Origin of the sequence: Streptosporangium oxazolinicum (assembly GCF_039537505.1) — a bacterium.
Taxonomy (GTDB): Bacteria; Actinomycetota; Actinomycetes; order Streptosporangiales; family Streptosporangiaceae; genus Streptosporangium; species Streptosporangium oxazolinicum.
Map to the genome: position 1 here is coordinate 68,266 of NZ_BAABAQ010000014.1, position 21,864 is coordinate 90,129.

Here is a 21,864-nt window from a genome sequence, read left to right on the forward strand (position 1 = left end):
TGGTCCAGGCGGTCGCCTCCCCGCCGGGCCACCTCCCCCTCCGGCCCATCCGGCCGCCTCGCTCCCGGAGCGGGCCGACTCCCGCCCCTGAAGTCGGCCGCCTCTCGTCTCCAGGCCCGGTCGAGTCCCACTAAATCCGGTTAATTCAGCTGGTGCCGGGGTCCGGCCAGCTGCTGTCGGGGAATTCCCCTCCGGCCGCGCCGGGCAGTACCACCCGGTCGTTCTCGGACAGCCCGGAGGTGATCTCGACGTACCGGTCGCCGCGGACCCCCGTCTCCACGACCCGCTCGGCGCCGCCCTGCACGGTGACCCTGGAGACCCCGTCCCTGGTCCGTACGGCCTGCGCCGGGACGTAGAGCGTCTCCCCGGACTCGGCGACGGTCACGGTGACCGAGGCGGTCTGGCCCACCAGGAGGTCCGCCGGGGGCTCGTCGAACGCGATCGTGACGCCGTACCTCACCAGCCGGTCACTCGTGGTCGCGGTGGGGGCGATCGCCGTCACGGTGCCCGTGTACTTCTCCCCCTGCCGCGTGGCGAGGGTGATCGCCGCCTGCTGCCCCGGCTTCAGGCTGCCGACGTCCGACTCGGTGAACAGCGCCTCCACCTGGAGTTCGTCCAGGTCACCGAGGATGACGAAGGCGCCGGTGCCCGCGCTGTCGCCGACCGCCCCGGCCACGGACATGACGGTGCCGTCGGCGGGGGCGACGATCCGCACGCCCGCGAGTTCCTCCGTGGCGTCGGTCAGCTCCGCCTGGGCCTGCTTCACGCGGGCCTCGGCCTGCTCCACGGTGAGCGTCCCCCGCCCGGCCCCGCCGTCCTGCTGAGAACCCTGCTGAGGGCCCTGTTGGGGAGCCTGCTGGACGTTCTGCTGGGTGTTCTGTCCGGTGTTCCTGCTCGGGGACGTGCCCCGGTCCGTCCCCGTTCCCGAGCTCGCCCCCGGTTTCGGGGTGGGGCATCCGGTGGCGGTGGGCCGGGCGGTGGCGGTCGGTACGGCCGTGCCGGTGGGACGGGTGGGACTCGCCGTCGGCCCGGGATGCTCGCCGGGACCGGTCGACGGACCCGAGGACGGGCCTGTGGACGGATCCGTGGGGCCGGGGCCGGTGGTCGCGGACGGCCCGCCAGGCCCGCCAGGCCCGTCCGGCCTCGCGGTCACCGTCACCATGGCGGTGGCCGTCACGGTCACCGTCGGAGCGGCCGTCACGGTGACGGTGACCGTCGGCGCGGGCCGGGGAGAGCCGCCACCCGGCCCCGCCGTCGCCGTCGCCGTCGCGGTCGGTGTGGTCGCGGGCTTCGCGGTCCTGGCGGTCTTGCCGAACGCGGAAGCGGACGCCGATGCCGAGGACGAGACCGAGGGCGAAGCCGAGGGCCGCGCCGGTACGGACGCGGACGCGGAGTTCCGCGCCGGAACGGGAGTGGGAGTGGGGGTAGGGGTGGGTGCCGTCGTGAAGCGGTACCCGGCGGGCACGATCCCGCCCGCGGGGACGACCTGTATCGTCCGCGCCGATCCGGTCGGCGTGGGTGCCGGGGACGGTGAGAGCGTACGCGCGGGCCCCGGCGTCCCGGTCGGGGTGGAGGTGGCGCCCGTTCCCGGGGGCCGCGTCGGGGTGGGCTCGCAGCCGTTCTGCCTGTCGGAACCCGACCGGTCGGATCCCGTCTGCCCCCCGGACCGGTCCGCCGTACGCTCCCCGCCCTGCCCCCCGCCCTGGTCCCCGGTCTGCTGCCTGGCCCCGGTCGTGCCCGTACTCTCCGGCGTGCTTCCCGCCGTGTCCAGCGCCTCCTCGGCCGCCGCAAGCTGCGCCTTCGCGGCGTCGTAGCGCTCGCGTGCGGGCTCGGAGCCGATCCTGGCGAGCACGTCTCCCTTGCCGACCCTGTCCCCGGCCTTGACGTAGACCTTCGTGACCGTCCCCGATCCGCCGAAGGCCAGGTCGCGGGTGCCGTCGTCCACGGTGCTGCCCGCGGCCGACACCGCGGCGGTCACCGTCCCGCGCCTGGCGGACGCCAGTTCCACCCGGGGGGCCTGGTCGGAGCCGCCGTCGAGCGCGACGACCACCCCCGCGCCCACCAGGACGAGGGCGGCCAGGGCGAGTCCCCCCACGCGCAGCTTCTTCGGGAGATGGGTCGGTCTCATGGCCGACATCCTGGACCGCCTGATTCACAGCATGCTCACAGGTCCCTGAAGGTTTGCTGTGCATCGAAGAAGGTAAAGCACGGTCTGCAGGAAACCTTCAGCCTTCGCCGGGGTGGGTCCAAGCCTGATACGCCAGGGTCAGGCGCTGTGAAGCTGTCGACCAAGCGCGGAGCGCTGATCGTGAACGGGACCCTGGGGGTCCTGTTGCTGGGCGGAGTGGTGATCGCCTATTCCTCCCTCGGCGGCGAGCCCTCATCCGCCAACGCCGCGGTGCGGACCGTGCCGGTGACCCGGGCCACGGTCTCCGCCTCCGTCTCCGCCTCGGGGACCGTGGCCAGTGCCCGCGCGCGGTCGCTGGCCTTCGGATCGAACGGCACCGTCGAGAAGATCTACGTCAAGGCCGGGGAGAAGGTCACGGCGGGGCAGATCCTCGCCCGGCTGGACGACGACTCGGCGCAGGAGAGCCTGGACGCGGCCGCCGCCGCCCTCGACACCGCGGACGACGACACCTCGACCGCCTCGGCCTACGCCCAGTACGTCACGGCCAGGAACACCTACCGGTCCGCGAAGCGCGCGGTGGACGGCACCGTCATCAAGGCGCCGTTCGCCGGTACGGTCACCGCCGTCAACGGCACGGTCGGCGGCTCCTCGGGCGTCGCCGCCAAGGCCGCGACCAACGCGAACAACTCAGCCGGGTCCGGAGCCAACACCAACGCCAACGCGAACGCTTCGGGCGGGTTCATCGACCTCGCCGACACCGGCAGGCTCGAACTCGTCGGCACCTTCACCGAGGCAGACGTCACCAAGCTCAAGGTCGGCCAGACGGCCTCCATCGGGTTCGACGCGCTCACCGGGGTCACCGCCTCCGGGAAGGTCACCCAGATCCAGCCGACCGCTACCACCAGCAACAACGTGGTCCAGTACCCGGTGACGATCTCCTTCACCGAGGTGCCGAAAGAAGTGAGGCTCGGCCAGACGGCCACGGTCGGCGTCGTCGTCCAGCGCGCCGAGGACGTGCTCGCCGTCTCCTCCACGGTGCTCTCCACTGCGGGCGGGCGGAGCACGGTGACCGTACTGCGGGACGGCCGCCAGCTGCCCGTCCAGGTGGAGATCGGGATCAAGGGCGACGCGCTCACCGAGATCAAGTCCGGGCTCGCCGAGGGCGACCAGGTGGTCCGCCCGGTGCCCACGGAGACCACCCCGCAGGGCGGCTTCCCCGGTTTCGGCGGCGGAGGCGGCGGAGGGGGCGGCGGTCGCAACGGCGGTGGCGGCGGTGGCGGAGGCGGCATGCGCCCCGTCGGGGGAGGGAACGGCCAATGACCGTCCCCGTCCTGTCCCTCACGGACATCACCAAGGTGTACGGCAAAGGGGACGCCGAGGTCCGGGCGCTGCGCGGGGTGTCGCTCACCGTCGACCGGGGCGACTACGTCGCCATCATGGGCGCCTCGGGCTCCGGCAAGTCCACGCTCATGAACATCCTGGGCTGCCTGGACGTGCCCACCTCCGGTGCCTACCGCATCGACGGCACCGACGTCGGCTCGCTGGACGAGCGCAGGCTCGCCGTACTCCGCAACCGGAAGATCGGGTTCGTCTTCCAGTCGTTCAACCTCATCCCCCGGATGAGCGCGCTCGCCAACGTCGAGCTGCCCATGGCGTACGGCGGGGTCGGCGCCGCCGACCGGCGGGCCCGCGCCCTCGCGGCCCTGGAGCAGGTCGGCCTGTCCGACCGGGTCCGCCACGAGCCGAACGAGCTCTCCGGCGGCCAGCAGCAGCGGGTGGCCGTGGCCAGGGCGCTGGTCACCGCGCCCGCCCTGCTGCTCGCCGACGAGCCGACCGGCAACCTCGACACCGCCTCCACCGGGGACGTGCTGGGCATCCTCGACGGGCTGAGCGTCGCGGGCAGGACGATCGTGCTCATCACCCACGAGGACGACGTGGCCGCCCACGCCAAGCGGGTCATCCGCCTGGTGGACGGCCGGATCGTCGAGGACCGCCGTCAGGCCCCCGCCGACGGCCTCCCGCCCCGCATGGCGGAGGCTCCCGCCGACGGCCTCTCGCCCCGTGTGCCGGAGGCTCACATGTCGGAAGCTCCCGTCGGCGGCCTCCCGCCTCGCACGCCGGAGGTCGGCGCGTGAGCCGGCTCGAAATCCTGAGGTTCGCGCTTCGCGGGCTGGCCGCCAACAAGCTGCGCAGTTTCCTGACCACCCTCGGCATCCTCATCGGGGTGGCGGCCGTGATCCTGCTGGTCGCCTTCGGCGAGGGTGCCTCGCAGAGCATCCAGCAGTCCATCCAGCGGCTCGGCGCCAACACCCTCACCGTCTCGGCGTCCTTCGCCGGAGGAGGAGGCGGGGGCGGTGGTGGTGGCGGGGGCCGGGCGGCCGGGGGCCAGCAGAACGAGGGCCCGCGTACCCAGGCCAGGCAGCTCACCCTGGAGGACGCCAGGGCGCTGACCGACCGCGAGCAGGTCCCTTCGGTGCGGAGCGTGTCGCCCGTGGTGACCGCGAACGCGGCCACCGCCGTCCACGAGGGCTCCAGCCACACGATCGCGCAGCTCGTGGGCACCTACCCCAGTTACTTCGAGGCCACGAACAAGCCCGTCGACAGCGGCACCTACTTCGTCAACGACGACGTGCTCGCCGCGAGGAAGGTCATGGTCATCGGGCGGACCGTGGCCGAGGAACTGTTCGGCACGGCCGATCCGGTCGGCAGGCCGGTCAGCGTCTCCGGGGTGCCGTTCACGGTGATCGGGGTGCTCAAGGAGTCGGGTTCGTCGGGCATGCAGGACGCCGACGACGTGGCCGTCGTGCCGCTGCCCGCCGTGCAGCAGAGCCTGACCGGGTTCGGCGCGCTCGGCTCGATCATCGTGCAGGCGACCGGCGCCGACGCGACCGACTCCGCGCAGGCGGAGGTGACCGCCGTACTCAACCAGCGGCACGGCATCACCCCGACGGGCGTCGCGGACTACCGGATCCTGAACCAGGCCACCCTGCAGGAGACCGTCAGCTCGACCGTCGGGATCTTCACCGCCCTGCTCGGCGCGGTCGCCGCCATCTCCCTGCTGGTCGGCGGCATCGGCATCACCAACATCATGCTGGTCACCGTCACCGAACGGACCAGGGAGATCGGCATCAGGAAGGCCATCGGCGCGCCCAGAAGCGCCATTCTCGGCCAGTTCCTGCTGGAGGCGACGGTGCTGAGCCTGGTGGGCGGCCTGTCGGGCGTCGCGATCGCGTTCGCCGGGACCCGCTTCACGATCGCCGGGATCTCACCGGTGCTCGTACCGTCCTCGATCGCGCTCGCCCTCGGCGTCTCCGTGGGCATCGGGCTGTTCTTCGGCGGTTACCCGGCCAACCGGGCCGCGAGGCTCCGGCCCATCGAGGCCCTGCGTCACGAGTGACCCGTACGGCTTACCCGGCATAGGCGCGGCATAGGCAAGGAGAAGAGACATGGGTGGCAACGCCGACGAGACGGTTCCGGCGGGGAGAGCCCTGGAGGGTTCCCCGTTCCGGGGGGACCTGGACAGCGAGCTGGCGGCCCGGCCGCCGCGCCGCCTGTCGACGCTCACCCTCGTGCTGGGCGCCGGGGTGATGCTCGTGGCGGGGGTTATCGTGGGCATCCAGGCGCAGAAGGCGATGGGCGGCCCGTCCGGCATCCCCGCGGGCGCGATGCGACAGGCAGGCGCGAGTCCCGGCGGCTTCGGCGGCGGCCAGCAGGGCGGCCAGGGCCGTCAGGGAGGCCAGGAGGGACAAAGAGGTCAGGGAGGCCAGGGAGGCCAGGGAGCCGGTCAGGGCGGTGGCGGCCGGGGTGGGATGACCTCCGGTACCGTACAGCGGGTCGAGGGCGGCAAGGTCTACGTCCAGACGGCGGACGGCTCGGTCGTGACCGTGAACACCACGGACGAGACATCCGTACGCGTCACGAAGGAGGGCAAGGTCGGCGACCTCAAGCCCGGCGGCTCGGTGGTCGTACGGGGCGCCACGGCCGACGACGGATCGGTGACCGCGACCGTCATCAACGAGGGCGGCGGGCGCCGCTGAGCGCGGGCCGTCCCTGGAAGTGGTGGTGAACCGGTTCCCACGAGCGGCAACGGTCAGCGGATAACAGACAGCGGTCAGCAGATCTTGCCCGGTCCGGCCGCCGTGGCCCGCAGCAGATCCCGGAGAAGCTCGAAGTCGATCTTCTCCGGCCTGCGGAAGCGCAGGCAGCCCTTGCCCATGTCATGGCCCGCCAGCCGCTCCGCGAAGGCTTCGCGGACATCACCGCGCATCAGATAGAAGGAGATGTACTGCTTCTGGCTCGCGAAGCCGATCTCCCCGACGTCGTCTCGCGCGTAGGAGGGCATCCCGTACGCCATCACCTCGGTGAATCCCCGCAGCTCCGCACGGCACAGCTCACGCAGCCGGACCAGGGCCTCCCTGCGTTCCTCGGGCACTTCGGCGAGGTAGCCGTCCACGTCTGTCGCCTGGCTTTGCACCATGACCCGAGCGTACGTGAAACGGGACGTTGAGCTACATCCCAAACACGTCCTGAGAGGGTTCTCAGGAAACGTTCAGCCCTGGCTGAGCTGCGTTCCAGAGAGGTGGGCGAGCCTCGGGGTGTGCTGGACAGAGTGGAAGCCCGATTGCTGGTCGTGGACGACGAACCGAATATCAGGGAGTTGCTCTCGGCCAGCCTGCGCCTGTCCGGGTTCGAGGTGGTGACCGCGGTGGACGGCCGGGAGGCCGTGCACTTCGCCGAGCGCATCCGTCCCGACCTGGTCGTGCTGGACGTGATGCTGCCCGACATGGATGGCTTCGCGGTGGCGGGGCGGCTGCGGGAGATGAGCGGGCAGATGCCCGTGCTCTTCCTGACGGCGCGGGACGGCACCGACGACAAGGTGGCCGGGCTGCGGCTGGCCGACGACTACGTGACCAAGCCCTTCAGCCTGGAGGAGGTCCTCGCCCGCATCCGGGCCGTGCTCCGCCGTACCAGGGGAGACCTCGACCTGCCCGTACGCCTTCAGGTCGGTGACCTGGAGCTGGACGAGGAGGCGCACCAGGTCTGGCGCTCCGGCGTCCCGGTGCGGCTGTCGCCGACCGAGTTCAAGCTCCTGCACTACTTCATGGTCAACACCGGCAGGGTGCTGTCCAAGGCGCAGATCCTCGACCACGTCTGGAACTACGACTTCGGCGGTGACGCCGGGGTCGTCGAGTCCTACGTCTCCTATCTGCGCCGGAAGGTCGACACGGCCGAGCCCCGGCTCATCCACACCCTCCGCGGAGTGGGCTATGTGCTGCGACCGCCCCACAGTGATTGAACTTTCAGCCGATATTCAGCTTCAGCTGACCCGTTTCTGAGTTTTGTGTGTTCAAATAGACAATGCACGACCCCCGATCACCTCGGAAGCATCCGATGGGCTCGGGCTCGCCTCCAGCTGCGGGGGAGACGAGCTCACAGTGGCCCCGGATGAGGTCCGAGGGCTGGGCCCCACCGCTTTACCGAGTTCGCCCCCGTAACCCGGTCGAGCGGTGGGGCCAAACGCGTCTAGAGGGGCGCTCGCAGGGCAGGATCGACCTATGGGCGACAACGACGGTCTTCTGGAGACGCTGCGGGAGCTGCGGCGGCACCTCGACCGCGAGCTCTTCCCCCTCGCGATCGGCGACGTGGCGGCCGACCGCCGGGCGTTGCGCGAGCTGACCGGCCAGCTCGACGACTACCTGATCCCACGGCTGAGCGCGATCGACGCCCCGCTGCTCGCCGTCGTCGGCGGCTCCACCGGGGCGGGGAAGTCCACGCTGGTCAACTCCCTGGTCGCCGAGGACGTCTCGGAGCCGGGCGTGCTGCGTCCCACGACGATGGCCCCCACCCTGGTCACCAGCCCCGTCGACCGCGAGTGGTTCACCGCCCAGCACGTCCTGCCCGGTCTGCCGCGCGTCACCGGGAGCGGCAGGGGCGAGCCCGGCACGCTCCGGGTCGTCACCGCCGCCGCCGTCCCGCCGGGGCTGGCCCTGCTCGACGCCCCCGACATCGACTCGATCGTCGCCGCCAACCGCGAGCTGGCCGCCCAGTTGCTCGCCGCCGCCGACCTGTGGCTGTTCACCACCACCGCCGCCCGGTACGCCGACGAGGTCCCCTGGAGCTTCCTGCGCTCGGCCAGGGAGCGAAGCACGGCCCTGGCCGTCGTCCTGTCCAGGGTCCCTCCCGAGGCCATGGGCGTGGTGCGCAAGGACCTGGACCGGCTGCTGGAGGCGAACGGCCTGGGTGGGACGCACCTGTTCGAGGTGCCCGAGCTGGTGCTGCCCGACGAGAACGCCCGCCTGCCGCGCCAGGCGGTCCAGCCGATCGCCGACTGGCTCGTCACCATCGCCGCCGACTCCCGTTCCCGCGCCGAGGTGGTACGCCAGACCCTGTCCGGCGCGCTGGAGAGCCTCTCCACCCGCGTGCCCGCGCTCGCCTCCGCGGTCGACCGCCAGCACACCGGGGCCGAGGAGCTCCGCTCGATGGCGGACGCCGCCTACGCCGTGGGCCTCGCCTCCTTCGACGAGGGCATGCGGGACGGGTCGCTGCTGCGCGGCGAGGTCCTGGCCCGCTGGCAGGACTTCATCGGGACCGGCGACCTGATGCGCTCCCTGGAGAGCCGGGTCGGCAGGTTCAGGGACCGGGTGGTGGCCTTCGTCACCGGGCGGCCCGCGCCCGAGAGCGAGCTGCGGACCGCGCTGGAGAGCGGGGTGGAGGCGCTGATCAGGGCTTCGGCCGACAGTGCCGCAGAGCGCCTGCTGGAGTCGTGGTCCTCCCACCCCTCGGGGCGTGCCCTCCTCGAACGCGAGGGGGTCGCCGTCGCCGGGCGTCTCGGCCGCGCCTCCGCCGACCTGCCCGCCAGGGCCGAGGAGGCCGTCAGGGGCTGGCAGTCGTACGTGCTCGACCTGGTCCGCGAGGAGGGGGCGGACAAACGCACCACCGCCCGCGTCACCTCGTTCGGTCTCAACGGGGCCGGGCTGCTGCTGATGATCGCGGTGTTCGCCTCGACCGGCGGCCTGACCGGCATCGAGGTCGGCATCGCCGGAGGCACCAGCGTGCTCAGCCAGAAGGTCCTGGAGGCCGTCTTCGGCGACCAGGCCGTCCGCGACCTCACCGTCAAGGCCCGCTCCGACCTGCGGGCCCGGGTGGTGATCCTCCTCGGCCAGGACGCCGACCGCTTCACCGACCTGCTGGACGCCGTCCAGCCCCCCGAGGGCACCGCCCCCGCCCTCCGCGCCACTTCCGACGCCGTACGCGAGCACCTGCGCGAGTTCCCCGTCGCGGACCGGCGGGCCGTCCTCCCGGCGGGTTCCGTCCCGATGGCCGTGGAGGAGTCCCGGCGACCGCCCGACGACCTTCCACGCGCGACCGACGGCGTCCCGCGCGCCACCGGCGCGGGAGAGGCGGGCCAGGCGTGAAGCTGCTGCGACGAGAGAAGACGGTCTCGCTGGACGACCGGCTGGCGGCGCTGTCACGCGCCGCCGACCTGGCCGACGGGAGGCTGGACGCCGACGCGGTCGCCGCCGCGCGTTCGGTGATCTCCCGCGCCGGGGTACGGGCGAGCCTGTCGGTCGACCACACCGTGGTCGCGCTGGCGGGAGCCACGGGCAGCGGCAAGTCCTCGCTGTTCAACCTGTTGTCGGGCACCTCGCTCGCCACGGTCGGCGTCACCCGCCCGACCACCTCGACCGCCCAGGCCGCCCTCTGGGAGGGCGCCGGGGCGGGGCCGCTGCTCGACTGGCTGGAGATCCCCCGCCGCCACGAGCTCCTCGACGCCTCCGGCCGGGCCGCTCAGGACCCGTGGCACGGGAACGGCGAGGAGCCCCGGTCCGGCACCGGGCGGTCGGCCGGGGCGAGCGGGTCCGGGACGGCGGGTGTCCCGCTCGCCTCCGGCAATCCGGCGTCTGCCGCCGTCCTGCCGTCGGACGCCTCCGTTCAGCCCTCCGGCGCCTCCGTTCAACCGTCCGCTGTCTCCGGGGCGTCCGCCGTCTCCGGGCAGGTGCCCGATGTCCTTGAGCGGGCGTCCGGTGTCTCCGGGATGGACGGGGAGGCCGCCGGGCTGATCCTGCTGGACCTGCCCGACCACGACTCGATCGAGCCGTCGCACCGGATGGAGGTCGACAGGCTCGTCGAGCTGGTCGACCTGCTGGTGTGGGTGCTCGACCCGCAGAAGTACGCCGACGCGGCCGTCCACGACCGCTACCTCCGGCCGCTGGCCCGGCACCGGGGGGTCATGGTCGTCGTCCTCAACCAGATCGACCGGCTCTCCCCGGCCGCCGCCGAGCGGTGCCTGAAGGACCTCCGGAGGCTCCTCGACGAGGACGGCCTGACCGGTGTCCCGGTGGTCGGGGTGTCCACCCGTACCGGCGCGGGCGTCCCCGAGCTGCGCTCGCTGCTCACCTCCCGGGTCGCCGACCGGCGGTCCTGGTCCGCCCGCCTCGCCGCCGACGCGGGCATGGCCGCCGACGCGCTCCTCCAGGCGTCCGGCGTCGCCCCCGGCGAGACCCCTCCCGGCGTCGAGAGCAGGCCGGACGGCCTGGCGAGGCCGCTGAGGGACGCGCTGTCGCAGGCCGCCGGGGTGCCGGTCGTCGTCCAGGCCGTGGCCAAGTCCCACCGGCACCGTTCGATCGCCGCCACCGGATGGCCGCCCACCCGGTGGATCCGCCGTCTGCGGCCCGATCCGCTCCGCCGCCTCCGCCTGGACGCCGGGAGCCGTTCCGCAGCGGAGCCGGTGGCGTCAGGGGAGCCGTTGGAGCCGGGCAGCGTCGTCGGAAGGACGTCCATCCCCGTCGCGACCGTCGTCCAGCGTTCCCGGATGGACACCGCGATCCGCGAGGCCGCCGGGGCCGCCGCCTCGGGGCTTCCCGCGCCGTGGGCCGCCGCCGTACGGCAGGCGGCGAGGTCACACGGGGACGAGCTGGAGGACGGCCTGGACAAGGCGGTGGCCAGCACCTCGCTGGGGGTCTCCAGACGGCCCCTGTGGTGGCGGGTGGCCGGTCTGGCGCAGTGGCTGGTGCTCGCGACGATGCTCGCCGGAGTGATCTGGCTGCTCGCCCTCGTCGGTCTGGACTATCTCCGGCTTCCGCAGCTCTACATGCCGACCGTGGGAGAGCTGCCCTGGCCCACCACGCTGCTGATCGGGGGTGTCCTGCTCGGCCTGCTGATCGCGCTGCTCTCCCGGGTGGCCGCCTGGCTCGGCGGACGACGCCGGGCCCGCAGGGCGGCGAAGGCGCTGCGATCGAGCGTCGACAAGGTCGGCCGCGAGCTGGTGCTGGACCCCGTGGAGGAGGAGCTGACCCGGTATCAGCACTTCACCGAGGCGGTCGCGGTGGCCGGAGACGGCGCCCGCAAGTAGTCAGGGGGGCGGTCGGCTGGGGATCGAGCGCCTCCCGTGCGCAGGGGGACGAATCCTGAGGAGGGGTCGGTATCCGTCTCTCAGGAGGCGCTCATCCGCGTCCGCCTCGCGGTCGCGCGGGACCGGTCGGGGCCGGTCGGCGCGTCACGCGGGGGAGCGCGTCAGGAAGTGAGATTCACGTAGTAACTCGAATAGCCGTTCAGGTCGACCAGGCGGGTGCCGACGAGCCTGGCGGAGGTGCTGCCGATGTTGATGCAGGAGTCGAAAGCGTTCTGATAGACGTATATCGGGCCGTAAGGGCCGGTCCAGACGGCTCCGTTGGCCGCTTCGGCGTAATAGGCGGCGTAGCGGTTGTCGGTGTTGAGGACGAACGCCTCACCGCCGGGATCGATGGGCCACCAGCCCCGGGTGCCCCACTGGCCGTAGTCGCGGCAGCCGTCGGGGCTGTAGAACATGACCGCGACCCACACCTTGGAGGTGTAGCGGTTGCGGAAGTGCAGCTGCATCTCTACTCCTCCGGCTCCGTGAACCGCATGGCGAGGGGCCTGTCGTCGATCGGCTCGTCGGCGAGGGGTGGCAGGTGGTCGTCGGTCTTCGCGACGACGGCGGCGCGGTCGGCCGCCCCGGGCCGCTCGTTCGTCTCGCCCGTGTCGGCCTCCGTCGCGCCCGCGAACGCCACCCGGGGATCGGGAGGGCGTTCAGTGCCGTTGTCCGGCATGTGGTTCACCTACATTCGTCGAGTCCGCAGAGTGATTGCTTGACAACATACAGTCACCTCCAAGGCCATGTAAAGAATCGTTTTCATTTCCAAGCACGTGAAGCGGGCGACGGGATGGTCTCGATGCGACGGCGGGCCCGGCGTGGAAGATCATCGCGCGACGCGGGTGAACGGGGCCTGCGGATCTGCGCCCTCGGGCCTGCGGGTCGGCGCCCTCGGGGCCTGCCGGGTTTCGCCTGCGGGGGCGCCCTTCTCGGATCGGCGGACGCCCCCGGCACGGGGCACGGGGGAACGTCGTCATCGGGGTCCGGGATCCTGGGCCGGGAAGAGGCCGGTGCTCCGGACGTGCTTCATCGCCCCGGCGAAACCGGGGTCATCACCGGGGTCATCCGAGCGGCCGGGCGCGGAGGCCGATCGTCTAGGTGAGGTCGCCGTTCTTCGGGGTGGTGAGGAAGGCGGTCCACTGGTGTGGGGTGAGGATGAGGGCGGGGCCGTTGCGGTCCTTGCTGTCGCGGACGCCTCGGTGCCCACCGGACAGGCTCGCGACCTCGACGCAGTTGCTCCCGTCGCTTCCCGACAGGGTGGACTTGCGCCACTGGGCGTTGCGAAGTTCCTGAGGCATGTCGTCTTCTCCCGGATGATGGTGTGAGGTCAGGTGAGGTCGCCGTTCTTCAGGGTGGTGAGGAAGGCGGTCCACTGGTGTGGGGTGAGGATGAGGGCGGGGCCGTTGCGGTCCTTGCTGTCGCGGACGCCTCGGTGCCCACCGGACAGGCTCGCGACCTCGACGCAGTTGCTCCCGTCGCTTCCCGACAGGGTGGACTTGCGCCACTGGGCGTTGCCGAGTTCCTGGGTCAGGTCTTCCATCCCCGTATCGTCTCCTTGATCATGCCGAGTGAATCGTGCCGGGACAGAGCATCCGCCCGGATCACGTCGTGCCTGAATGCTAGCCCTTTCACCTCCTCCGGCCGATCGGTTACTCGATCCTCGGTGCTCTGGGAGTCGATGTAGGCCACGGGGGCCGCGCTTCTCGACATCTCCGCGACGACGAAACCGCCCAGCAGGCCGACCACGCTGTGCGCCTTGTAGGGGAGAATCTGGAGGGAGACGCGCAGATTTTCCCCGGCCTCAAGAAGGTGCTCGAACTGGCCCCTCATCACTTCCGGGCTGGCGATGGGCCGGTGGAGAACGCCCTCGTCCAGGACGATCCAGAGCATGGGGGGCATCGACCGTTTCAGGATGTTCTGCCGGTCCATTCTGGCCGTAACGCTTTCTTCGATCTGCTCGTCGTCGACGCCGGGTTCGCGGCTCAGGATGGCTCGCGCGTAGTCCTCGGTCTGGAGGAGGCCGGGAACCATCAGCGGCTCCCACATGCGCAGGGCCTCCGCCTCGCGTTCGAACTCCAGCCAGGGGCGGAACCAGAGGGGAAGCTGGGTCGCGGCGCGGTTCAGGCGGTCGAGTAGGGCTGTGAGCGCCGACCCCGTGTTGAGGAGGTGGTCCGCCCCGCGCGCCAGCTCCACGGTCGGCGCCCGGTGGCCGTTCTCGATCATGCTCAGGTGGCTGACCGAGACGTGGAGCGGGATGCAGAGTTTCTGCTGAGTAAATCCCGCCAAAAGTCGGAATTTGCGTAGCTCTGTACCGAACTGAATGCGCGGGGACACGTATGGATCCGGTTCCAGGGGGACGTTCATTTCCGGGCTCCTCCCGTTGTGTTCGGTCCATTGTCCTGGGTGTTCGTACTGTTGCGCGAGAGGGTTCCCGCGATTGTGAACACATCGCGAACACGATTCTCCGTTCCGGTTTCCCGGCCGTTTGCGACCGTGTGAGAGCCACGTCAAAGACACGGCGGTGCCTCGGCCAATGGCCTGGGCGAGACGGAGAACCGGTCGAATTCGGCCGGGGGGGGGGCGAGCCAATGACCCCGGAGATCTTTAGCGAGATATGTCTGCCCGGCAATCCCGAATCCGCCTCACGGGCGCGCGACGAAGTCCGCAAATGGCTCGGGGAGGATCATCCCGCCTACGAGAACGCGCGGCTGGCCGTATCGGAGCTGGTGACCAACGCGGTCCGGCACGCCCGGCAGGGAGTCGCCGGTCCGGGCGCCCACCCGCTGGTCCTGCGGCTGGTGACGTACGACGGCCTGCTGCGCGTCGAGGTCGCGGACGCGGGCCTGACCGTCGAGGACCCGCACGTCCGCCCGGACCCGGCCCTCTTCCTGACAGAGGGCGGCCGGGGCCTCACGATCGTCAGCGCCCTGTCGGAAGGAAACTGGGGCCACCGCTCCCGAGAGCCGGGACCAGGCCGAATCGTATGGTGCGACCTCCCCGCCAACCCACCCCACCACCACGAATCCGGCGACGGGACCGCTTAGGATGATCTGGTCGTACCGGCGGTGGTGTGCCGTTCGGTTGGGTGACGGCCGATGAGGTCCAGATGAGTGACGAGTCGGTGCGCGACAGCGGAGATCGGTCGTAGGGACCGAGTTGTACCGTGGGCGATCCCAGACGGATTATCCAATTCCTGCTATCAGGGACGCGGCGGACAGGGCCAGCGCGCCGAGTCCGCCGACCATGCCCGCGATCGTGGCACCCCGGCGGTCGGCCATCGTACTCAAACGAGCGCGTGCGGCCACGATGAAGGCGATCCCGCCGCACACGAACCACGGTCCCCACAGGTAGGTGTACCAGCGGCTGATCGACAGCATCTCCGGGGCGAGCTCGATGACGTGCGCCTGGACGAGCAGTCCCTGCCCGACGAACAGCGCTCCATGCCAGACGAGAAGTACCCCCGCGCCCCACGCCATCAGCTGCAGGAGGCATTCCACGCCACGCCCCCAGGCGCGGCGGCGCACCAGAGCCAGGCCCAGCAGCCCGCCGACGACCTTGAGCACGCCGGTCACCCACAACACCGCGAGGAAGCCGGGGTTCTGCTCCTGCGCCAGCTTGACCAGTGACGGTGAGATCGTGGACGCGGTCCCGGCCAAACCGCCCATCGCCCAATAGAAGCTTGGAACGGCGAACACGAACCCCCACACGGCAGCGGCGTACCCAAGCCATCTGGCGGGGTGGCTCGTGGTGCCAAGACGCAGATTCATGGCCGTGATTCTGCCCCAGCCATCAAGGGGAGAGGCGAACGCCTCCGCTGTGCGAGATACCGCCCAGGACCGGAAGTGTCGGAGACGAGCGGCACAGTACGTGACTCGTATCGCGCACAGAGTCGTACGTCCTGAAGCAGAGAGCGGGTACGGTCAGACGTACCGGGAGATGGAAAGTCTCCCGGGTCACGGATTCGCCTGCTCAGGCGTCGCCGGATTCAGGTGAGACAACCCGGACAGCCCAGCCTCCTTGGGCCGGGTGAAGGACGGCCCGCATCTGGTCAAGGCCAGGCTCGCCCCGTTCGTGCCACTCGCGCGCCCAGGTGGTCAGAAGATCGGTGGCGCTGTCGTCGCCGGCGGCCATGTGGCGGCACGCCTCGTGCGGGGTGATGAGGGCGATGCCGGTGGCAGTGGAGGCGCCGATGCGCCACCGCGGTTCGCCGAGCGCGGCGGTGGTCAGCCCATCGGGCCGCGTGGCAACAGGTAGGTGTAGAAGTCCGCAAATGGCTCGGGGAGGATCATCCCGCCTACGAGAACGCGCGGCTGGCCGTGTCGGAGCTCGTGACCAACGCGGTCCGGCACGCCCGGCAGGGGGTCGCCGGGCCGGGTGCCGCCCCGCTGGTCCTGCGGCTGGTGACGTACGACGGCCTGCTGCGCGTCGAGGTCGCGGACGCTGGCCTGACCGCCGAGGACCCGCACGTCCGCCCGGACCCGGCCCTCTTCCTGACAGAGGGCGGCCGGGGCCTCACGATCGTCAGCGCCCTGTCGGAAGGAAACTGGGGCCACCGCTCCCGAAACCCAGGACCAGGTCGAATCGTATGGTGCGACCTCCCCGCCAACCCACCCCACCACCACGAATCCAACGACGGGACCGCTTAGCAGGACAGAAGGCGCCGTGCCTTCTGCGCCCTGCCGAGTGATGACTATCCGCTTTGAGAGAAGAACGAGGAGATGCGTCAAGAGCAGCGTTAGCGTGACGTCATGCCGACAGAGATCGTTTTCGAGACGCATTCGTGGAGCCAGGACAACGATCGAGGGGTCGCCACCGGATGGTTGCCCGGACGCCTGTCCGAGCGAGGACGGCACCTGGCCGTGGAACTGGGCGAGCGACGGCGAGAAGACGGCCTGGCCGCCGTTTTCACCTCCGATCTCACCCGGGCGGTCGAGACCGCCTCCCTGGCATTCGCCGACACCGACATTCCGATCCTGCATGACTGGCGGCTTCGGGAGTGCGATTACGGTGACAACAACGGCATGCTCGCGATTCAGCTGCACCGAAGCAGGTCCGAGCACCTCGACAAGCCCTATCCGGGGGGAGAGAGCTGGCGGCAGGCGGTGCATCGTGTGGGCCGCTTCCTTGGTGACCTGTCCTTGCGCTGGTCCGATACGCGGGTCCTGGTGATCGGCCACGTCGCGACACGGTGGGCGTTCGACCACCTCATCAACAGCGTGTCCTTGGAAGAGCTGGTGGATGCCGACTTCGGCTGGCGCGAGGGATGGGAGTACCGACTGGCCTGATGGGCAACCGAACCGCGGATCAACCGGTCGCGAGATGTTGTGCGGTGACGCGGGCGCGGGCCTGGGCCAGGCGGTAGGACTCGGTGCCGGTCTCGACGACGTTGCCGCCGAAGGCCAGCCGGTCGGCGATGGCCGAGCACAGACGCGGGTCGGTGAAAGCCTTGGTCCAGCCGGAGAAGCTCTCGTTGGAGGCGATGGCGACGCCGGTTCTCTCCTCGCGTTCGGTGAGCATCTGAAACAGTAGCTCAGCGCCACGGCGGGCGAGTTCAGCGGGTCGTCGCCCCAGCGATTGTGTCGCCCCAGAGGTTGCCCAGCGGTCGCGCGCCGGTGCACCGCCCGGTCGCACCGACAATTTTTTTTGTATTGACAGTAGAAGTCGTCGGCAAGTATCGTCGGGGTATGTTCGAAGTCGGGGTGATCGAAGAGGCCGGGGCCGCCGAGGCGGCGCTCGACCCGATCCGGGCGCGGCTGCTGGCGCTGCTGGTGGAGCCGCACTCGGCGACCAGCCTGGCGGCGATCATCGGGATGCCCCGGCAGAAGGTGAACTACCACCTGAAGATCCTCCAGGCCCACGGCCTGGTGAAGCTGGTCGAGGAGCGGCGCAGGGGCAACGTCACCGAACGGGTGCTGCGGGCCGTCGCCGCGTCGTTCGTGATCTCGCCGTCGGCGCTCTCCGCGCTCCAGCCCGACCCGGCCCGCTCACCCGACCGGCTCTCCGTACGCTGGCTGCTGGCCATCGCCGCCCGGCTGGTCACCGAGGTGGGCGCGCTGCTCGGCGGCGCCGCCCGCGTCGGCAGGGCGGCCACGACGTTCGCGCTCGACGGCAGCGTCCGGTTCGCCTCGGCCACCGACCGTGCCGCGTTCACCCGGGAGCTGACCGCGACGATCACCACGCTGGCGAGCCGCTATCACGACGAACACACCCCCGGTGGCCGTGACCACCGGGTCATCATCGCCATCCACCCGAGCCTGCGCTCGGACACCGCACCGCAGATCGACGCGGGCGGCAATGACACCAAGGAGTCCTGATATGTCGCACGAATTCCGTCTCACCCACGACGTCGACCTCCAGGCCACCCCCGAGCAGGTCTGGGAGGCGATCGCGACCGGCCCCGGCGTCGACTCGTGGTTCATGGGCAAGAACGAGATCGAGCCCCGCGAGGGCGGCAAGGCGTCCATGGTGATGCCCAACTACACCGGTGAGTCCACAGTCACCGCCTGGGAGCCGCCGCACCGGTTCGGCTACCGCTCGGAGCCCGCCGAGGACGGCGCGTTCATGGCGTTCGAATATCTCGTCGAGGGCCGTGACGGCGGCGGCACCGTGCTGCGGTTCGTGCACAGCGGCATCCTGACCGGCGACTGGGAGGCGGAGTACGACGCGCTCCGCAAGGGCAACCCGCTCTACCTGCAGACCCTCGCACGTTACCTGGAGCACTTCCCGGGCCGCACCGCCGTGCCGGTCGCCGCGTTCGGCCCGCAGCAGTCCGACGAGGAGCTGGTCTGGGCCGGTCTCACCCGCGCCGTGGGCCTGACCGAGCAGGTCAAGGAGGGTGACAAGGTGCACTTCACGGTCGATGGCCAGACCGTCGACGGCGTGGTCGACACGGTGTTCGCCCCCGGCTTCCTGGGGGTGCGGACCGACGACGCGCTGCTGCGGTTCGTCGGGGGCGGCGGCGTGATCATGACCGGCCACCACATCTTCGCCGACATCGACCAGGCCGACGCCGAGCGGACCTGGGGCGCGTGGCTCGCGTCCGTCTACGCCTGAACCGCTAGGGCCTCCGCCGCAGTCCAGGCACGGGTCCTCGAAGAGGCGTCCGCCTGAGCCGCCGCCCGCCGCCCTTTCATCGAGGGGCGGCGGGCGGCGGACGTACGGTGTGGTCGGCGACTTCGGCCCGCCGCGCCTGGGCGGCGCCTCCTGCCGGTCACCGGCGGACGGCATCGAGGGGGCGGGTCGAGGGGGGACGGTGGCCGGGGCCGTGGCCTGCCCGGCCACAGCACGGCGACGGTGGCGATCGCGGAGATCGTCAGCAGGACGCCCAGCAGGATTTCGAGAAGCGCGGTGATCGACATCGAGTCCTCCTCCGACCTCGCGATGATCACGTGACGACGAGGACGAAGGTCTTCCCACACCCCCGGATCCCCCGGAGGCCACCCCGCCGGGCCCCCTGCGTACGGGGACCGTGCTGACGATCGGGGTGTCGGACGGTGGGTACTCCCCTCCGTGCTGATTCCACTATTCGCGCGGCTCGGGCCCCAGTCAAATATCCCCGGGGTAGAGGGCCACCCGTGGGCCGGTCTAACCTAGGACCACGAGGGGAGTACTTCCCAAGAGCCGATCCGGTCAGTACGGACGTTTCGCAACGTCCCCGGACGGCCGCCCGTGGGCACGGGCGAAGGAGACCTCGAACAGCCGAGCGCGTTCGAGGAGGGTTCATGCCCGCTGAGACAGTCCTGTCATCAGCTCTGTCAACAGCCGATCTTGAAACGATCGGTTCACCGCAACTGTGGACGATCACCGTGGCCGGCCTGCTGTTACTGCTGGCCGTGGACTTCGCGGTGACCCGGCGCCCGCACGAGGTGCGGATGCGCGAGGCGGTGGGCTGGTCGATCTTCTACCTGGCACTGCCGCTGATCTTCGGCGTCTACGTGTGGGGGGCCTTCGGATCCGGCGTGGCGACGGAGTTCTTCACCGGCTACGTGGTGGAGAAGTCACTGTCGGTGGACAACCTGTTCGTGTTCATGCTGCTGCTGTCGGCCTTCGCGGTCCCGGCCGCACTGGCCCAGCGAGTCCTGCTGTACGGCATCGTCGGCGCGCTGGTGCTACGCGCGATCTTCATCGCCCTGGGGGCGGCCGTCCTGCAAAGCGGCACCTGGGCGTTCCTGCTCTTCGGCGGAATCCTGATCATCACCGCCTGGAAAATCCTCAAGGACGCACTCAGCGGGGAGGACCAGAAGGTCGACATCTCCGCCATGCGCTCGGTCCGGCTGCTGCGGCGCTTCATGCCGGTCACCGACGACTACCACGGCTCCCGCCTGACCGTCCGCCACAACGGCCGCCGCGCCCTGACCCCGCTGGCCCTGGCCATCGTGGCCGTCTTCGCCACCGACATCGTCTTCGCCGTCGACTCGGTGCCCGCCGTCTATGGCGTGACCGAGGACCCCTTCATCGTCTTCGCCACCAACGCCTTCGCCCTGCTGGGTCTAAGGGCGCTCTACTTCGTGCTCATGGGCGTCCTGACGAAGCTGCGCCACCTCAACCACGGGCTCAGCCTCATCCTGGCCTTCATCGGGATCAAACTCGTCCTGCACTGGGCACACGGCATCTGGACATGGATCCCGGAAATCCCCACCCTGGCCTCACTGGGGTTCATCATCGCCGTCCTGCTCACCGTCACGATCACGAGCGTGCACGCCAACCGCCGCGACGCGAAGCCCACCTCCCCACCCGCCGAACGCGAGTTCTCCCCCGCGGAACGCGAAACCCGCTCGCGGCCGACACCCTGACATCACAGACGGGACCTTCTCGGAAGGCGCGGTGACGGCGCACCCTCGTGTGGCACCGGCTTGTGGCGGGTGCGGCCGAGGTCGCCGTCACCGATGGCGGAAACCGTCGAGGAAGCGACCGTCAGCGGTAGCGGAAGCCGTCGAAGAAGCGACCGTCAGGTCGCTGTTACCGGTAGCGGAAGCCGTCGAAGAAGCGGCGGAAGACGCCGCCGATGCGGGGCAGGGGCTCGGCGGGTGGTGGTGCCTGCGCGCGCTGCCGCGCGATGGGCTGGTCGTAGTCGGTCCGCGCGATGGCGTCGAGGACCTGCTGCTCGTCGAAGTCCTCGGACCCCTCGATGACGGGGACGAAACCGACCAGCATCCCGTTGCGCATCACCTGGGCTTCGAGGCCCGCGGTGCCGTCGGTGTCCCACTCCGCCTCACGCCCGTCGGGCAGCGACACGCGTATCCCGAACTGGTACACGCCGACCCTTGCCAAATGCCCGTCTATGCCACGATCGCGCAGCGCGTCAACGATGCGTCGTGCCCGGTTCTCTTCCACCCCTCCCAGGATAGGTCGGCCCGATCCCGTACGGCGCGGCCCGACGGCGGCCGGTGAACCGGGGGATCCCTCACTCCGAGTCCGTGGTCCGAAATGTCACGATAAAGCATGTTTTTCGGGTGATCGCCGCTTCCTCGGGCGATTCAGCCGAGGGGAGACCTTCACCGAAGGATGTGCTGCCCCCCATGAACCGTTCTGGTCTCCGGATGGGCGCGGGGCGAGCCGGGCCCGGTGGCCGTACGGAGGTCAGTGGTGGACGATGAGCCACGTCGCGACGGCGGTGACGGTCTCCGAGCGGTTGCCGATGATGTGGGGGCGGCTGCACGGGAAGGTGATGGAGTCGCCCTCGGCGAGGGTGACGACCTCCGACTCGAAGTCGATGGTCAGCTCGCCCCGGGTCACGGTCCCGACCTCGTAGCCCTCGTGCTTGAGGAAGTGGCCGTGGGCGTTGGAGGTCGAGTTCGGCGGATAGGTCGACTCGAAGAACTCGACGTCGGGTGAGGGCGTGGGCGAGAGCCTGCGGAAGGTGACGCCGCCGCTGAGCCGGATGGGGGCGACCTCCCACGAGCGCCGGATGGCGAACCGGCCGGCGGGTGCGTCCGGCCCCGCCGGGGCGGCACCGGCCACCTCCGAGGTGTCGAACACGGCCGCGAGCGGCACGCCGATCGCGGACACGAAGGCGATGAGCCTGCTGACGGACGGCCGCATCGTGCCGAGCTCGATCTGGGAGACCGCGCTGGCCGAGATGCCGAGTTCGCGGGCCAGGGCGCGCAGCGACATCCCCGACCGGAGCCGCAGTTCGCGGAGCCTCCGGCCGAGGTGCTCGTTCGTGATCGCCTCGATCTCCGTGCCGGGTTCCGGGGTCATGGCTGTCACGGCCTCCACACCAATTGTCACAAGGCCTTTACGCGGGCGAAATTAGGGCTCGGGTGTCAAGGCATACATTGACGACAGCTGTTAAGTGACCACTTAACAGTCCACGCCACAGCCCCGGTAACGACCTCGGACA

Annotated in this window: 23 protein-coding genes and 1 pseudogene; 13 read left to right on the plus strand and 11 right to left on the minus strand. The window is 70.6% G+C overall.

From position 1 onward, the window contains the following. Positions 1 to 145 precede the first annotated feature (145 nt). Entirely contained in the window at positions 146 to 2,128 is a 1,983-nt protein-coding gene (locus ABD817_RS31460) for an efflux RND transporter periplasmic adaptor subunit (RefSeq protein ID WP_344921894.1), read from the minus strand. 147 nt (positions 2,129 to 2,275) lie between these two features. Between ABD817_RS31460 and ABD817_RS31465 the strand changes: the two genes are divergently transcribed. The 4 genes from ABD817_RS31465 to ABD817_RS31480 are packed head-to-tail and all read left to right on the plus strand — an operon-like array spanning position 2,276 to position 6,165. Further along, positions 2,276 to 3,448, plus strand: coding sequence for an efflux RND transporter periplasmic adaptor subunit (locus tag ABD817_RS31465; RefSeq protein ID WP_344921895.1), 1,173 nt, complete (start codon positions 2,276 to 2,278; stop codon positions 3,446 to 3,448). Beyond that, on the plus strand, positions 3,445 to 4,263 hold the full coding sequence (locus tag ABD817_RS31470) for an ABC transporter ATP-binding protein (RefSeq protein WP_344921896.1): 819 nt from the start codon (positions 3,445 to 3,447) through the stop codon (positions 4,261 to 4,263). Before ABD817_RS31465 ends, ABD817_RS31470 begins: the two co-directional genes overlap by 4 nt. Next, positions 4,260 to 5,525 carry an ABC transporter permease gene (locus ABD817_RS31475; protein ID WP_344921898.1) on the plus strand — a complete coding sequence of 422 codons (1,266 nt, stop codon included), beginning with the start codon at positions 4,260 to 4,262 and terminating at the stop codon, positions 5,523 to 5,525. The genes ABD817_RS31470 and ABD817_RS31475 overlap by 4 nt, the downstream gene beginning before the upstream one ends. A gap of 49 nt (positions 5,526 to 5,574) precedes the next feature. Continuing rightward, positions 5,575 to 6,165 carry a hypothetical protein gene (locus tag ABD817_RS31480; protein ID WP_344921899.1) on the plus strand — a complete coding sequence of 197 codons (591 nt, stop codon included), beginning with the start codon at positions 5,575 to 5,577 and terminating at the stop codon, positions 6,163 to 6,165. Between the two features lie 74 nt (positions 6,166 to 6,239). On the opposite strand, the gene ABD817_RS31485 is transcribed toward ABD817_RS31480, so the two are convergent. Then, entirely contained in the window at positions 6,240 to 6,605 is a 366-nt protein-coding gene (locus tag ABD817_RS31485) for an iron chaperone (protein ID WP_344921900.1), read from the minus strand. A 132-nt stretch (positions 6,606 to 6,737) separates the two neighbouring features. On the opposite strand from ABD817_RS31485, the gene ABD817_RS31490 reads away from it, so the two are divergent. The 3 genes from ABD817_RS31490 (at position 6,738) to ABD817_RS31500 (ending at position 11,480) form a co-directional block, all read left to right on the plus strand. Continuing rightward, on the plus strand, positions 6,738 to 7,424 hold the full coding sequence (locus ABD817_RS31490; protein ID WP_425583428.1) for a response regulator transcription factor: 687 nt from the start codon (positions 6,738 to 6,740) through the stop codon (positions 7,422 to 7,424). Positions 7,425 to 7,683: 259 nt separating this feature from the next. Further along, positions 7,684 to 9,543: an ABC transporter gene (locus ABD817_RS31495; protein WP_344921901.1), complete on the plus strand. Its 1,860-nt coding sequence runs from the start codon at positions 7,684 to 7,686 to the stop codon at positions 9,541 to 9,543. Continuing rightward, positions 9,540 to 11,480, plus strand: coding sequence for a GTPase family protein (locus tag ABD817_RS31500; protein ID WP_344921902.1), 1,941 nt, complete (start codon positions 9,540 to 9,542; stop codon positions 11,478 to 11,480). The genes ABD817_RS31495 and ABD817_RS31500 overlap by 4 nt, the downstream gene beginning before the upstream one ends. Before the next feature lie 161 nt (positions 11,481 to 11,641). Here ABD817_RS31500 and ABD817_RS31505 read toward each other — a convergent pair whose 3' ends face one another. The 5 genes from ABD817_RS31505 to ABD817_RS31525 all read right to left on the minus strand — a co-directional run bounded on the left by ABD817_RS31505 (position 11,642) and on the right by ABD817_RS31525 (position 13,886). Continuing rightward, positions 11,642 to 11,986, minus strand: a complete 345-nt coding sequence (locus ABD817_RS31505; RefSeq protein ID WP_344921903.1) for a DUF1036 domain-containing protein — start codon at positions 11,984 to 11,986, stop codon at positions 11,642 to 11,644. Between the two features lie 2 nt (positions 11,987 to 11,988). Continuing rightward, complete coding sequence (locus ABD817_RS31510; RefSeq protein ID WP_344921904.1) at positions 11,989 to 12,198, minus strand: hypothetical protein; 210 nt, start codon at positions 12,196 to 12,198, stop codon at positions 11,989 to 11,991. Positions 12,199 to 12,616: 418 nt separating this feature from the next. Further along, positions 12,617 to 12,820 carry a DUF397 domain-containing protein gene (locus tag ABD817_RS31515; protein ID WP_344921905.1) on the minus strand — a complete coding sequence of 68 codons (204 nt, stop codon included), beginning with the start codon at positions 12,818 to 12,820 and terminating at the stop codon, positions 12,617 to 12,619. 29 nt (positions 12,821 to 12,849) lie between these two features. Beyond that, a complete protein-coding gene (locus ABD817_RS31520; protein WP_344921906.1) occupies positions 12,850 to 13,062 on the minus strand; it encodes a DUF397 domain-containing protein in 213 nt (70 codons plus the stop codon). Then, positions 13,050 to 13,886 carry a helix-turn-helix domain-containing protein gene (locus tag ABD817_RS31525; RefSeq protein ID WP_344921907.1) on the minus strand — a complete coding sequence of 279 codons (837 nt, stop codon included), beginning with the start codon at positions 13,884 to 13,886 and terminating at the stop codon, positions 13,050 to 13,052. Before ABD817_RS31525 ends, ABD817_RS31520 begins: the two co-directional genes overlap by 13 nt. A 224-nt stretch (positions 13,887 to 14,110) precedes the next feature. On the opposite strand from ABD817_RS31525, the gene ABD817_RS31530 reads away from it, so the two are divergent. After that, a complete protein-coding gene (locus ABD817_RS31530) occupies positions 14,111 to 14,566 on the plus strand; it encodes an ATP-binding protein (RefSeq protein ID WP_344921908.1) in 456 nt (151 codons plus the stop codon). A gap of 138 nt (positions 14,567 to 14,704) precedes the next feature. Here the strand turns inward: ABD817_RS31530 and ABD817_RS31535 are convergent, their stop codons facing one another. Then, on the minus strand, positions 14,705 to 15,289 hold the full coding sequence (locus ABD817_RS31535) for a DUF3995 domain-containing protein (protein WP_344921910.1): 585 nt from the start codon (positions 15,287 to 15,289) through the stop codon (positions 14,705 to 14,707). Between the two features lie 504 nt (positions 15,290 to 15,793). On the opposite strand from ABD817_RS31535, the pseudogene ABD817_RS31540 reads away from it, so the two are divergent. Both ABD817_RS31540 and ABD817_RS31545 read left to right on the plus strand, forming a co-directional pair. Beyond that, positions 15,794 to 16,168, plus strand: a pseudogene (locus ABD817_RS31540) (ATP-binding protein); the annotation flags it as partial. A 102-nt stretch (positions 16,169 to 16,270) separates the two neighbouring features. Further along, on the plus strand, positions 16,271 to 16,807 hold the full coding sequence (locus tag ABD817_RS31545; protein ID WP_344921911.1) for a histidine phosphatase family protein: 537 nt from the start codon (positions 16,271 to 16,273) through the stop codon (positions 16,805 to 16,807). 19 nt (positions 16,808 to 16,826) lie between these two features. Here ABD817_RS31545 and ABD817_RS31550 read toward each other — a convergent pair whose 3' ends face one another. After that, positions 16,827 to 17,153, minus strand: a complete 327-nt coding sequence (locus ABD817_RS31550; protein WP_344922104.1) for an ATP-binding protein — start codon at positions 17,151 to 17,153, stop codon at positions 16,827 to 16,829. Positions 17,154 to 17,206: 53 nt separating this feature from the next. Between ABD817_RS31550 and ABD817_RS31555 the strand changes: the two genes are divergently transcribed. The 3 genes from ABD817_RS31555 to ABD817_RS31565 all read left to right on the plus strand — a co-directional run bounded on the left by ABD817_RS31555 (position 17,207) and on the right by ABD817_RS31565 (position 20,314). Continuing rightward, a complete protein-coding gene (locus ABD817_RS31555; RefSeq protein ID WP_344921912.1) occupies positions 17,207 to 17,836 on the plus strand; it encodes an ArsR/SmtB family transcription factor in 630 nt (209 codons plus the stop codon). 1 nt (position 17,837) lies between these two features. Next, positions 17,838 to 18,575: an SRPBCC family protein gene (locus ABD817_RS31560; protein ID WP_344921913.1), complete on the plus strand. Its 738-nt coding sequence runs from the start codon at positions 17,838 to 17,840 to the stop codon at positions 18,573 to 18,575. A gap of 668 nt (positions 18,576 to 19,243) precedes the next feature. Next, positions 19,244 to 20,314 carry a TerC family protein gene (locus tag ABD817_RS31565; RefSeq protein WP_344921914.1) on the plus strand — a complete coding sequence of 357 codons (1,071 nt, stop codon included), beginning with the start codon at positions 19,244 to 19,246 and terminating at the stop codon, positions 20,312 to 20,314. Between the two features lie 166 nt (positions 20,315 to 20,480). On the opposite strand, the gene ABD817_RS31570 is transcribed toward ABD817_RS31565, so the two are convergent. Beyond that, the gene (locus ABD817_RS31570) at positions 20,481 to 20,855 is read right to left on the minus strand and encodes a hypothetical protein (RefSeq protein WP_329086781.1); all 375 of its coding nucleotides are present in this window, start codon (positions 20,853 to 20,855) and stop codon (positions 20,481 to 20,483) included. A gap of 246 nt (positions 20,856 to 21,101) precedes the next feature. After that, a complete protein-coding gene (locus ABD817_RS31575) occupies positions 21,102 to 21,722 on the minus strand; it encodes a helix-turn-helix domain-containing protein (RefSeq protein WP_344921915.1) in 621 nt (206 codons plus the stop codon). Positions 21,723 to 21,864: the final 142 nt, after the last annotated feature.

Coding starts and splice junctions, on each gene's coding strand:
- ABD817_RS31525 (WP_344921907.1), bottom strand. CDS start 13,886: ATGAACGTCCCCCTGGAACCGGATCCATACGTGTCCCCGCGCATTCAG.
- ABD817_RS31460 (WP_344921894.1), bottom strand. CDS start 2,128: ATGAGACCGACCCATCTCCCGAAGAAGCTGCGCGTGGGGGGACTCGCC.
- ABD817_RS31555 (WP_344921912.1), top strand. CDS start 17,207: ATGTTCGAAGTCGGGGTGATCGAAGAGGCCGGGGCCGCCGAGGCGGCG.
- ABD817_RS31480 (WP_344921899.1), top strand. CDS start 5,575: ATGGGTGGCAACGCCGACGAGACGGTTCCGGCGGGGAGAGCCCTGGAG.
- ABD817_RS31470 (WP_344921896.1), top strand. CDS start 3,445: ATGACCGTCCCCGTCCTGTCCCTCACGGACATCACCAAGGTGTACGGC.
- ABD817_RS31510 (WP_344921904.1), bottom strand. CDS start 12,198: ATGCCGGACAACGGCACTGAACGCCCTCCCGATCCCCGGGTGGCGTTC.
- ABD817_RS31545 (WP_344921911.1), top strand. CDS start 16,271: ATGCCGACAGAGATCGTTTTCGAGACGCATTCGTGGAGCCAGGACAAC.
- ABD817_RS31560 (WP_344921913.1), top strand. CDS start 17,838: ATGTCGCACGAATTCCGTCTCACCCACGACGTCGACCTCCAGGCCACC.
- ABD817_RS31520 (WP_344921906.1), bottom strand. CDS start 13,062: ATGGAAGACCTGACCCAGGAACTCGGCAACGCCCAGTGGCGCAAGTCC.
- ABD817_RS31515 (WP_344921905.1), bottom strand. CDS start 12,820: ATGCCTCAGGAACTTCGCAACGCCCAGTGGCGCAAGTCCACCCTGTCG.
- ABD817_RS31530 (WP_344921908.1), top strand. CDS start 14,111: ATGACCCCGGAGATCTTTAGCGAGATATGTCTGCCCGGCAATCCCGAA.
- ABD817_RS31535 (WP_344921910.1), bottom strand. CDS start 15,289: ATGAATCTGCGTCTTGGCACCACGAGCCACCCCGCCAGATGGCTTGGG.
- ABD817_RS31485 (WP_344921900.1), bottom strand. CDS start 6,605: ATGGTGCAAAGCCAGGCGACAGACGTGGACGGCTACCTCGCCGAAGTG.
- ABD817_RS31565 (WP_344921914.1), top strand. CDS start 19,244: ATGCCCGCTGAGACAGTCCTGTCATCAGCTCTGTCAACAGCCGATCTT.
- ABD817_RS31575 (WP_344921915.1), bottom strand. CDS start 21,722: ATGACCCCGGAACCCGGCACGGAGATCGAGGCGATCACGAACGAGCAC.
- ABD817_RS31495 (WP_344921901.1), top strand. CDS start 7,684: ATGGGCGACAACGACGGTCTTCTGGAGACGCTGCGGGAGCTGCGGCGG.
- ABD817_RS31505 (WP_344921903.1), bottom strand. CDS start 11,986: ATGCAGCTGCACTTCCGCAACCGCTACACCTCCAAGGTGTGGGTCGCG.